9 protein-coding genes are annotated in these 9,866 nt (G+C 61.3%); 5 read left to right on the top strand and 4 right to left on the bottom strand.

Annotated features, from left to right (window positions below; translation table 11 throughout):
- Nucleotides 1-179: 179 nt before the first annotated feature.
- Entirely contained in the window at nt 180-1,784 is a 1,605-nt protein-coding gene (gene rtcR, locus JOD97_RS32405; RefSeq protein ID WP_209726943.1) for an RNA repair transcriptional activator RtcR, read from the bottom strand.
- A gap of 185 nt (nt 1,785-1,969) precedes the next feature.
- Between rtcR and JOD97_RS32400 the strand changes: the two genes are divergently transcribed.
- Genes JOD97_RS32400 through rtcA form a run of 3 tightly spaced genes read left to right on the top strand, consistent with a single transcriptional unit; the run spans nt 1,970 to nt 4,483 of the window.
- On the top strand, nt 1,970-2,185 hold the full coding sequence (locus JOD97_RS32400; protein ID WP_209726941.1) for a hypothetical protein: 216 nt from the start codon (nt 1,970-1,972) through the stop codon (nt 2,183-2,185).
- 22 nt (nt 2,186-2,207) lie between these two features.
- A complete protein-coding gene (locus JOD97_RS32395) occupies nt 2,208-3,443 on the top strand; it encodes an RtcB family protein (RefSeq protein WP_209726947.1) in 1,236 nt (411 codons plus the stop codon).
- 14 nt (nt 3,444-3,457) lie between these two features.
- Nucleotides 3,458-4,483, top strand: coding sequence for an RNA 3'-terminal phosphate cyclase (gene rtcA / locus JOD97_RS32390; protein WP_209726939.1), 1,026 nt, complete (start codon nt 3,458-3,460; stop codon nt 4,481-4,483).
- Nucleotides 4,484-4,492: 9 nt separating this feature from the next.
- Here the strand turns inward: rtcA and JOD97_RS32385 are convergent, their stop codons facing one another.
- Both JOD97_RS32385 and JOD97_RS32380 read right to left on the bottom strand, forming a co-directional pair.
- Complete coding sequence (locus tag JOD97_RS32385; protein ID WP_209726938.1) at nt 4,493-5,008, bottom strand: porin family protein; 516 nt, start codon at nt 5,006-5,008, stop codon at nt 4,493-4,495.
- A gap of 86 nt (nt 5,009-5,094) precedes the next feature.
- On the bottom strand, nt 5,095-5,991 hold the full coding sequence (locus JOD97_RS32380) for an AraC family transcriptional regulator (protein WP_209726945.1): 897 nt from the start codon (nt 5,989-5,991) through the stop codon (nt 5,095-5,097).
- A gap of 192 nt (nt 5,992-6,183) precedes the next feature.
- Here JOD97_RS32380 and JOD97_RS32375 point away from each other — a divergent pair, with 192 nt between their 5' ends.
- A complete protein-coding gene (locus tag JOD97_RS32375; protein ID WP_209726937.1) occupies nt 6,184-6,468 on the top strand; it encodes an SDR family oxidoreductase in 285 nt (94 codons plus the stop codon).
- A gap of 31 nt (nt 6,469-6,499) precedes the next feature.
- On the opposite strand, the gene JOD97_RS32370 is transcribed toward JOD97_RS32375, so the two are convergent.
- Nucleotides 6,500-7,897, bottom strand: a complete 1,398-nt coding sequence (locus JOD97_RS32370) for a polysaccharide lyase family 1 protein (protein ID WP_209726936.1) — start codon at nt 7,895-7,897, stop codon at nt 6,500-6,502.
- A gap of 393 nt (nt 7,898-8,290) precedes the next feature.
- Between JOD97_RS32370 and JOD97_RS32365 the strand changes: the two genes are divergently transcribed.
- The gene (locus JOD97_RS32365) at nt 8,291-9,496 is read left to right on the top strand and encodes a YbfB/YjiJ family MFS transporter (protein ID WP_209726935.1); all 1,206 of its coding nucleotides are present in this window, start codon (nt 8,291-8,293) and stop codon (nt 9,494-9,496) included.
- Nucleotides 9,497-9,866 lie beyond the last annotated feature (370 nt).

The following is a 9,866-nucleotide window of genomic DNA, read 5'->3' as shown; positions in this document are numbered from 1 at the left end:
ACCAGGTGATCCTGGTGGGCTTTTTTGCGTCCAAGCCCCTTCCGTTCGACGCGAGGCATTGCCTCTCGCCTCACCTGGTCGGGGCTTTTTTGCGTCTGCGCGACGTGCCCGGAGATACTTCTAAAACACGTAGGGCGGATTAGCGAAGCGTAATCCGCCATGCATGCGCCGCCGACAGCTTATTGCACCCCCTCCCAGCGCAAGTCGAATTTAGCCAGGTACTTTTTCAGCCGGTCGGCGTCGTTGGGTTTGGCTTTGGCGTCGCGTGACACGGCATACAGCTTACGGCCGGCGTCCGACATCGTCTTCGATTGCCGACACACCCCGATCACCGCGGCTAATTGCATACGGTCGAACAAATCCAACCCCGCAGCCGCTTCATCCCCCATCAACTGCGACAAGTCGATATCGCCGGCCGGCGCCGCGCCGCCGCCATTGTGACGCCAGAGTTTTTTCAGGCGCTCGATTTCATCCTCCACCTGTTGATCGGCGATCCGGCCCGAATTCGACAGCGTGGCCAGGCGCGTAACCGACGCCGCCAGATCGCGGAAATTGCCCGCCCACACCGCCTCCCTCGATGCCGCAAAGTCCAGGTAACGCGTCCGCGCCTCCTTATTGAAGCCGACTTTCTCGCCGCTTTCCATCCCAAACAACGTCAGTTGGTAATCGACATTGGGCTCGATATCCTCCGGGCGTTCCGCCAGCCGGGGGAGTGAATACGTCCAGAGATTAATACGCGCATACAGATCCTCCCTGAATCGGCCCGCTGCGACCTCGGCGCCGAGGTCGCGATTGGTGCCGGCGATCAGCTGAAAATCGCTGGCCACCTCGTTATCGCTCCCCACCGGCAGAAAGCGTTTTTCTTCCAACGCCTTGAGCAACATCGCTTGTTCGTTGATACCCAGCTCGCCGATTTCATCTAAAAACAGCAAGCCTTTGTCGGCGCTGCGCAGCAGCCCTGGTCTGCTTGCGGCGGCGCCTGTGAAGGCTCCCTTGATGTGGCCGAATAGCGTCGACGCCGCGCCGTCCCCATGAACTGTGGCGCAATTGAGTTCGACGAATTTTCCATCGAGTTGATGCCGATGCTTTTTCAGCTCAAAGATTCTGCGCGCCAGGAACGATTTGCCCGCGCCGGTCGGCCCCATCAGCAGCATCGGCGCGCGGGATTTGATCGCTACTTTTTCGATCTCGTCGATCAGCGCGTTGAATTTCGGATTGCGCGTCGCGATGCCCGACTTGAGCAACGCAACGCCTTCGGCCTGCTCGCTTGTAAAGCGCTGTGCGATCTGGTCATAGCGCGAGAGGTCAAGATCGATCAACGTGTAGCTGCCCGATTCGCCGATCGCCTGGCGCCGGGGCGGCGATGTTTGCAGCAGGCGACCGGGCAAATAACGTGCCTCAGTCAGCAGAAATAGGCAGATCTGGACCACGTGGGTCCCGGTCGTGATGTGTACCCAGTAGTCCTCGTTCTCGGTATCGAAGGGATATTGTTTGGCGAAATCGAACAGGGCGCCATACACGTCTTCGAAATCCCAGGCGTCCCGCATCGCGATGTCATGGGTGATGACCTTGGTTTCCGGGGAAACGGTGGCGATGTCGCGTGCGACATGCCGGGTCAATTCGCCGAACCGGCTGTTGTATAACAATTCAAAGCGATCGACGACCATCTCCTCGTGCTGGGTAAGGGCGACGCTGGGACGCCATTTTTCCCAGCGCCGGCTATCCCGGCCGCTGTCCAGCTGAGTGCCGACGAAGCCAATGACCACTGTGCGCTTGTTTTTCATGGATAAGAATTTATAAAATAAGATAAGTAATTATGCCTGAGCTTACATCTTGGTGAAGTTGAAAATTTGTGGAAATGTCTGTTTTTTCTCATTAATTCAAAGGCTTATATTTTCGTCGCCGTTTTGGGCCTCTACTGGCACGGCCTTTGCGATATAGGGGATACGAACCAGAAAAGGAGAATGAGATGAGTTGGCTAATTAGCGCGGGTGTCATGAAAAAAAACGGCATGCAAGCGGCGTCCAGGAAGCAGGGCGCCGGCGCGCCCCTGGCACTGCATGTGGCGAGTTCCCGTCATACTTCCAGCCAATGGAGTCTGGTATCGCATTCCGCTGGTTTGGCCTCCGCCACTCAAGCAAAGCAGATCTGGCAGGGTGTCCTGTCGGCGCTGGTCGACAATTAAACGATTAAGAGAAGAAAAACCAATGGATAACGTAAACTACGATGTGATCGCCACCGAAGATGGCAGCCTGATCAAAATGTGGACCCGGGGCGTCCCGGTGGAAGAGTCTGCGAAACAGCAACTCGGTAACACCGCGCGCATGCCGTTCATCTACAAGCATATCGCCGTCATGCCGGATGTCCACCTGGGCAAGGGGTCCACGATCGGCAGCGTCATTCCCACGCTGGGCGCGATCATCCCGGCGGCGGTGGGCGTCGACATCGGCTGTGGCATGATGGCGGCCAAGACCACGCTAACCGCCAGCGACCTGCCGGATAATCTGGGGCCGCTGCGCAGCGCGATCGAAAAGGCTGTGCCGCACGGCATGTCGCCTAAGACGCGTGGCTATCGCGGACGCGACGAGGGAAGCTGGCATACGCCGCCGTCGGCGGTGGACCTGGCATGGGCGACGCTCAAGGACGAGTTCGATGTAATTTGCGAGAAGACGCCCAAGCTGAAAAACACGAATAACTATCGCCACCTGGGCACGCTGGGCAGCGGCAACCACTTTATCGAGGTCTGCCTGGATGAGTCGAATGGCGTCTGGTTTATGTTGCACTCCGGTTCGCGTGGTGTGGGCAACGCGATCGGCAGCCACTTCATCGAATTGGCCAAGCAGGATATGCGTACCCATTTCATCAATCTGCCCGACCAGGATCTGGCCTACCTGAACGAGGGCACCAGCCACTATGACAACTATGTGGAGGCGGTGAGCTGGGCGCAGCGGTTTGCCCGCACCAACCGCGACGTGATGATGCACAACCTGATCGCGGCGGTACGCACGGTCATCACCAAACCGTTCGAAACGCATGTGGAGGCGATCAACTGCCATCACAATTATGTGCAGCGGGAACGCCACTTCGGCGAGGACGTGCTGATTACCCGCAAGGGGGCGGTGTCGGCGCGTCCGGGCGAACTGGGGATTATTCCTGGATCGATGGGCGCCAAGAGCTACATCGTGCGCGGCAAAGGAAACGCGGATAGCTTTCACAGCTGCAGCCACGGCGCCGGCCGCGTGATGAGCCGCAACGAGGCCAAGCGGCGTTTCACCGCCGCCGATCACGCCCTGGCAACGGCCGGGGTCGAGTGCCGCAAGGACGACAACGTGGTCGATGAAATCCCGATGGCCTACAAGGATATCGACGCGGTGATGCATGCGCAGCGTGATTTGGTGGAAGTCGTGCATACGCTGAAACAAGTCGTATGCGTTAAAGGTTAATGGAGTACCGAGCGATGATTGAATTGGATGGCGCCGCGGGCGAGGGCGGGGGACAGGTTTTGCGCACGGCGCTGACCTTGTCCATGATTACCGGGCAACCGTTTCGCATCAAAAATATTCGCGCTGGCCGGGCGCGGCCGGGGCTGATGAGGCAACATCTGGTGGCGGTGCAGGCAGCCGCCCGGATTTGTCATGCCGATGTCGCCGACGCCGCCGTCGGCGCGCAAACGCTGTTGTTCGAGCCGGGGAAAATTTGCGCTGGCGATTATGAGTTCGCCATCGGCACCGCAGGCAGCTGTACGCTGGTATTGCAGACGGTCTTGCCCGCGTTATTGTTCGCCGACGGGCCGTCCAGCGTGAAGCTGAAGGGCGGCACGCACAATTCCATGGCGCCGCCGGCGCATTTTCTGCAGCGTGCCTATGGCCGCGTGCTGGCGGCAATGGGCGCTGACATAGATATCCGCTTGAACCGCTTCGGCTTCTATCCGGCGGGCGGCGGCGAGGTGGTGGCCGAGGTCCAGCCTTGCGCCGCGCTGCGGCAACTCGACTTGTTGCAACGGGGCGCTCGCCGTCTGGGCTATGCGGAAAGTTTTGTCGCCGGCGTGCCCGCTGACGTGGCCAGGCGGGAACTGGCCTGCATCGGCCAAGGCATGGGCTGGGAGGAAGGGCAATTGCGCGCCTGCGTACTGCCCGCCGAGTATGGGCCGGGCAATGTTTTGCTGGTGACGCTGGAGCACGAGCATGTCACCGAGGTCTTTTCCGGTTTCGGCGAGAGGGCGGTGCGCGCTGAAACCGTGGCGAAACACACGCTGGAGCACGCGCGCCGTTATATCGCCTCCGGCGCCGCGGTCGGCGAATGGCTGGCCGACCAGATCATGCTGCCGATGGCGCTGGCGGGCGGCGGCAGTTTCACCGCCGACAAGCTGTCGCAGCACGCGCTGACCAACGCGCAGGTGATCGCCCGTTTCCTGCCCCGGCGTTTCGATTTTGAATCGACGGAGCGCATGCACACGGTGCGCATCACGTCGATTGAGGACTGACTTATCCGCCTAGAAATTGAAGCGCGCGCTGAACGAGTACAACGACACTTCGGTTTTGGTCAGATAGCTGAAGTCCGCGCCGATCGACCAGTGGCGGTTGAAGGCGTAGCTGACGCCGACGCCGACCATCGGGTCGGTCTCATCGCGGTCGGGCAGGTCGCTGCGGGTGGCTTGCATCGACGTGCGGCCGACGCCGGCGCGGCCATATAAGCTGAAGCGGTCGTTGAGCGGCACCGTGCCCTGGACGGCGACGCCGTAGGTCCGCTCCGGATAATAACCGGCCTCGGTGAACAGGCCGCGGAAAGGATCGAAGCTCAGGCTGCGCGTGTAGACGTCAAAGCCGAAGTTGGGCGTGTACTGGTAGCCGATCGAGCCGCCCAGCGAAATGTCGCTGCTGTTGTCGGCATATTTGGACGACACGGAGGCGCGCCCGGCGGTGGCGCCGAGGTACACGCCCGGCTCGAACGGCGCCGCGATCGATGGTCCGGCCACGGCCAGCGCGGCGGCGATAATCAAAAGTCGCATAAATTTCCTTGAAGGTGAGGTCGATAAATCGCGGCATTGGTTAATTTGCAATACCGCGCTATTCGTATCCTAACCTCAAATTATCTTTACGGCAACCTTGTAATTTCCGCCGGCTGGGGCGATAGCATGCGCCGCATCGCTTCGGCCTCCTCGCCGGGGCTGCGGCCGAAGTAGCGCTTGAACTCGCGGCTGAATTGCGACGGGCTTTCGTAGCCCACCTTGGCCGACGCCGCCTGCGCCGTCATCTCGTTGCGCGCCATCAGCAGCCGCGCCTGATGCAGCCGTGCCGACTTCAGGTATTGAATCGGCGAGCAATGCGTCACCGACTTGAAATGAACGTGGAAGGCGGGAATGCTCATGCTGGCCTCGGCCGCCAGCATGCCGACGTCCATGTCGGCCGCGTAGTCGGCGTGGATGCGGCGCAGCGCCTTGGCGATGCGGCCGAACTGCCCCTGGCTGGTGAGCGCCGCGCGCAGCGCCGCCCCTTGCTCGCCCATCAGCACGCGGAAGCAGATTTCGCGCACGATCGCCGGCCCCAGCACGCGCGCCTCCAGCGGCGAACTGAGCGCCTCCATCAGCCGCAGCACCGTCCCCCGCAGGCGCTCGTCCATGCGGGTGGTCATCATGCCTTTGGGCATGGCCGGGACCTCGTTGGCGTTCTGGTCGATGGCGAACATGAGGTCCGCCAGCGTGGTGCGGTCGACGCGGATGACCAGGCCCAGGAACGGTTCCTCGACCGAGGCCTCGGTCGCGCTGATGAACGGCGTCGGGATGGCCACCACCAGATAGTGTTCGGCGTCGAACTGCAGCACGTCGTTGCCGAAATGGGCCCGCTTGCGCCCTTGCAGCACGATGGCGATGCACGGGTCGGACATGGCCGGCGCCTTGGTCACGCTGTGGGTGGCGCGGGTCAGGCGCACGTCCTCCAGTGCCGTCTCGGTGTAGCCATCGCGGGTCGCCAGGCTGGTGTGCAGCGCGATCATGCGTTCCAATTCGTGTCCTTCCAAAAAAATACGGTGGTGAATAGGAATGATCCATCAAAGTGGTGGCGTTGGCTACCGGGCTATCATCGATGTATAGGATTAGGCAAGAAAGACATAGGCCTGTGCATTCGCGGCGGCGGCGGATGTTCGTATGATGCAGGCTGGTTTAATTGCCATTGAAAGGACCGCAACATGACTGCTATTGCACAAACCAATCGAAAGGTGATTCTGATTGCTGGCGCCAGCCGGGGCAGCGGTCCTGCCACGGCGCGCCAACTGGCCGGCGAGGGCCATCACGTGGTGCTGGGGGCGCGTCCTTCCAGCAAGTTGCACGCGCTGGTGACGGAAATCCGCAGCGCCGGCGGCTCGGCGGAGTGGTTCGCGCTGGACGCCTCGCGGCCGGAGGAAATGCGCGAATTCCTGGCGTTCGCGGAGGACGTGCACAAGCGCATCGACGTCGTCATCAATAATTGCTGAGGACGTCGTCCCCCTTCACCTCGACGCCTTCCTAGGCGCCCACCTTGAGCTTGCCGGCGCCGGATTGCGCCAGCACAATCGAGGCGACATCGGCCGTCGCGTCCAGATGGGCGATGGCGCCGCCCCCCGGTCCTTTGCCACTGGGCGACGACGACAGATTGACCGCCTTGCCGTTGACCAGCGATCCCGAGTCGGTCAAGTGTCCCGAATCGCCAAAACGTTTGACCAGGCTGCTCGCGCCGACGCCCTGGGTCTCGAAGGCGTTGTTCTGCGACGTGATGTCGGAGTGCACGCCGACCCCGAGGTTGTACTGGAAGCGGTTGGCCTGCGACGAACTGTCCCGGTACAGATTGTTGGCCACCTCGACATTGCCGTAGCGGACCCGGGGATCGCGCTGCGACACGCCGTCGAACAGGTTGTGGTCGATGGTGACGTTGAGCTTGCCGGCATCGCTGGTTCTGCCGTCGCTCGAGCCGATCAGGATCGATTTGTTGTGACTCAAGAACTGGTTGTTGGAGATGGTGGCGAAATTCGCGCCGTTGGTAAAATCGATCTGATCGCCGCTGATGGCACCGGCCGGTGCTTTGCCGTCGCTAAAGGTGTTGTGGTCGACCCAAAGGTTCTGGGTGCCCTTGGCTTCGATGCTGTACACCCGGCCGTGCGGATTGCCCTGGTCATCCTTGCCCGGGAAGAAATCGAATGGCGTGCTCATATTCAGGTTGCGGATGATGACGTTGTGCGAGTCGTTCACATTGAAGCCGCCGCCCGAGATCCCGGCGTTGGGACCGACGCCGATGATGGTCGTGTTCGAGCCCACCGCCAGCATGTCGTGGTCCAGCTGCGCTTTTTCGTTGGCGAAGTCGGCTTTGCCGAGCGGCTTGCCGTGGTCGTCGGCGTTCAGATCGATATTGCCGGTAATTTTGATGATTTTCGGCGTGGCGTTGGCGCCGTTGCTGGCGTTGTTGCCGCCAAGCGCGGCGAGCAGTTCGGCGCGCGTCGAGACGGTGTAGACGTGGGCGTTGTCGGCCTTCGATCCGCCCGTGACGCCGCCATTTTGCGCGCCCCAGCCATGGCCGGCGTCGAGCGTCTGACGCGCGTCGACGTCGGTCGCATGCGTGGCCAATGGCGGCGTTGCCGGCACGGCGGTCCGGGGCGCCGGCGCTGCAATCCTGGGGGATGGCTGCGTGCTTTTTCCGGTGGCGTCGGGCGATGCGGCGTGCCCAGCCTGGGCCGCGTGTTGCGCATGGTGCGTGGCGGCGGGATGGTGGACGTGCGTGTCATCGTCGGCCGGCGCCTTGTCGCCGCCCACCGCCTTGCCGTGATGGCCTTGGTGGCCGTGGTGCTTGTGCAGGTGATGTTGATGGCCGTGATGTTTGTGGCCGACGTTCGCATCAGTGTTGGCGAGCGATTTCTGATATTTTTTCAACATGCTTTCGCACGCCGGAAGGACGCGCGTTTCCAGGTCCTTGGCGTGGGAATGCTGTTGACTGGAAAGCGATGGGCCGAGGTGGGTATTTCCAGTGCGACTGGGTTGGTCGTTTGAGATTTTCATTGGGCATGCTCCGTTGCGCCGAACGATGATGCGGCCTGTCGTTTCGACTGGGTCAGGAAGGATGTGGCCCTGTGTAGCCACTCCATATCGTGGGCGCTAGTTCGGCGCGGCCTGTCGCCGCGGGCGCAATTGTGGCGCGAAGGACGAAACGCCGTTGCACCGTTTCACCGGCTATTGTGTCGGCTTGGACAGCACCGACAACAGCGTGTCGGCCCGTCGGAGCCAAGCTTGGCTATGCTGTCAAACATAATGAGCCAGCGAAGGATCGTGATGGATATTGCAAAAGACAAGGGCGCCGCCGCGCGCGCCATATTTGCCGGCCTGTCTGCCAGCCTGGTCGGGATCGGATTGGCGCGCTTCGGCTACACGCCGCTGATACCGCCATTGATCGAGGCGCACTGGTTCGCCGCCCAGGACGTGGTCTATCTGGGCGCGGCCAATCTGGTCGGTTATCTGGTGGGGGCCCTGGTCGGCCGCCCGTTGGCGGCGCGGCTGACCGCGCGCGCGACGTTGCGCGTGATGATGATGCTGGCCTCGCTGGCGTTCTTCGCGTGCGCGTTCCCCTTGTCGGTGAGCTGGTTCTTTGTCTGGCGGCTGTTGTCGGGTGTGTCGGGCGGCATCATCATGGTGCTGGTCGCGTCGACGGTACTGCCCCATGTGCCGGTCGAGCGCAGGGGAATGGCGAGTGGAGCGATTTTCCTCGGCGTGGGCGTGGGCATCGCCGCCTCGGGCACGGTGGTGCCGATGCTGCTGAGCGTCGGCCTGCGGGAGACGTGGCTGGGGTTGGGCGCGCTGGCGCTGTTGCTAAGCATCGCGAGCTGGTTCTGTTGGCCGGGCGCGTCGCCCGTTCATGCGGCCGTCGCTGGCGCGCGGCCGGCGGCGCCGCCGGTCGGCGCCCGTTTCGACCTGAACGTGTTGTATGTGCAATACGCCCTGATGGCGATCGGCCTGGTGCCGTTGATGGTGTTCCTGGTCGATTACGTGGCACGCGGCCTTGGGTGGGGCACCCATACGGCGGCCTTGTTCTGGATCGCTTACGGCATCGGAGCGATCGCCGGTCCGATGTTTTATGGCGCGTTGACCGATCGCATCGGTCCCACGCGCACCAGCCAGCTGGCGCTGTGCATGCAGGCGGGCGTGATCGGGCTGATGATGTTTTCCCGCAACCACGTGTTGCTGATCGCGGCGACCGTGGTCGTTGGTTCCTTCCCGCCGGGCATCGTGCCGATCGTGCTGGGCCGCGTCCACCAAATATTGCCGGGCGATGCGCATGGACAGAGCGCCGTGTGGAGCAGGGCCACGACGGTGTTCGCCTTGTTCCAGGCGCTGGCTGGCTATGGCTATTCCTACCTGTTCGCGCGGAGCGGTGGCGACCATCGTTTGCTGATGGGGATAGGGGCGGGGGCGTTGTTAATCGCGGTGCTGGCCGACGGCGTCAAGAAAATGCTTGCCAAGCCGCGAGGGGCTTTGCTATAGTTCGCCTCCTCGCAAAACGGCGCACACAAAACAAGGTGTTGCAGAGTGAAGCGAGAAGAAAAAGAAGGTTGACGAAACGGTCTAAACGATTCATACTCTTCCTTCTTCGCTGACAGACAAAACGATTTGTTAGCGACGCAGTACCGAACAAAGTTCTTTAAAAATTAACAGTCGATAAGTGTGGACGTTTGATGAAAGTGCACGCGGAACTTCGGTTCCGCGATACTTAAAATATCAAATGTTCACAAGAAGTAATGAAATAGGCGCTATGAAAATAGTGGCCTGTCAGTATTTTGAGTGAGCGACCTCTTAGCAATAAGAGTGCCGGTAAAACGGCAAAAGTAACAGAGATTAAACTGAAGAGTTTGAT

The sequence above is a fragment of the Duganella sp. 1411 genome (assembly GCF_017833525.1).
Taxonomy (GTDB): Bacteria; Pseudomonadota; Gammaproteobacteria; order Burkholderiales; family Burkholderiaceae_D; genus Rugamonas.
Note: the sequence above shows the minus strand (reverse complement) of the source record. Positions and strands in the feature narration are given on the sequence as shown.

Excerpts from the sequence above, each read along its gene's own strand:
- JOD97_RS32385 (WP_209726938.1), bottom strand. The coding sequence starts at position 5,008 with ATGCGACTTTTGATTATCGCCGCCGCGCTGGCCGTGGCCGGACCATCG.
- JOD97_RS32395 (WP_209726947.1), top strand. The coding sequence starts at position 2,208 with ATGGATAACGTAAACTACGATGTGATCGCCACCGAAGATGGCAGCCTG.
- JOD97_RS32400 (WP_209726941.1), top strand. The coding sequence starts at position 1,970 with ATGAGTTGGCTAATTAGCGCGGGTGTCATGAAAAAAAACGGCATGCAA.
- rtcR (WP_209726943.1), bottom strand. The coding sequence starts at position 1,784 with ATGAAAAACAAGCGCACAGTGGTCATTGGCTTCGTCGGCACTCAGCTG.
- JOD97_RS32370 (WP_209726936.1), bottom strand. The coding sequence starts at position 7,897 with ATGTTGAAAAAATATCAGAAATCGCTCGCCAACACTGATGCGAACGTC.
- JOD97_RS32365 (WP_209726935.1), top strand. The coding sequence starts at position 8,291 with ATGGATATTGCAAAAGACAAGGGCGCCGCCGCGCGCGCCATATTTGCC.
- JOD97_RS32375 (WP_209726937.1), top strand. The coding sequence starts at position 6,184 with ATGACTGCTATTGCACAAACCAATCGAAAGGTGATTCTGATTGCTGGC.
- JOD97_RS32380 (WP_209726945.1), bottom strand. The coding sequence starts at position 5,991 with ATGATCGCGCTGCACACCAGCCTGGCGACCCGCGATGGCTACACCGAG.
- rtcA (WP_209726939.1), top strand. The coding sequence starts at position 3,458 with ATGATTGAATTGGATGGCGCCGCGGGCGAGGGCGGGGGACAGGTTTTG.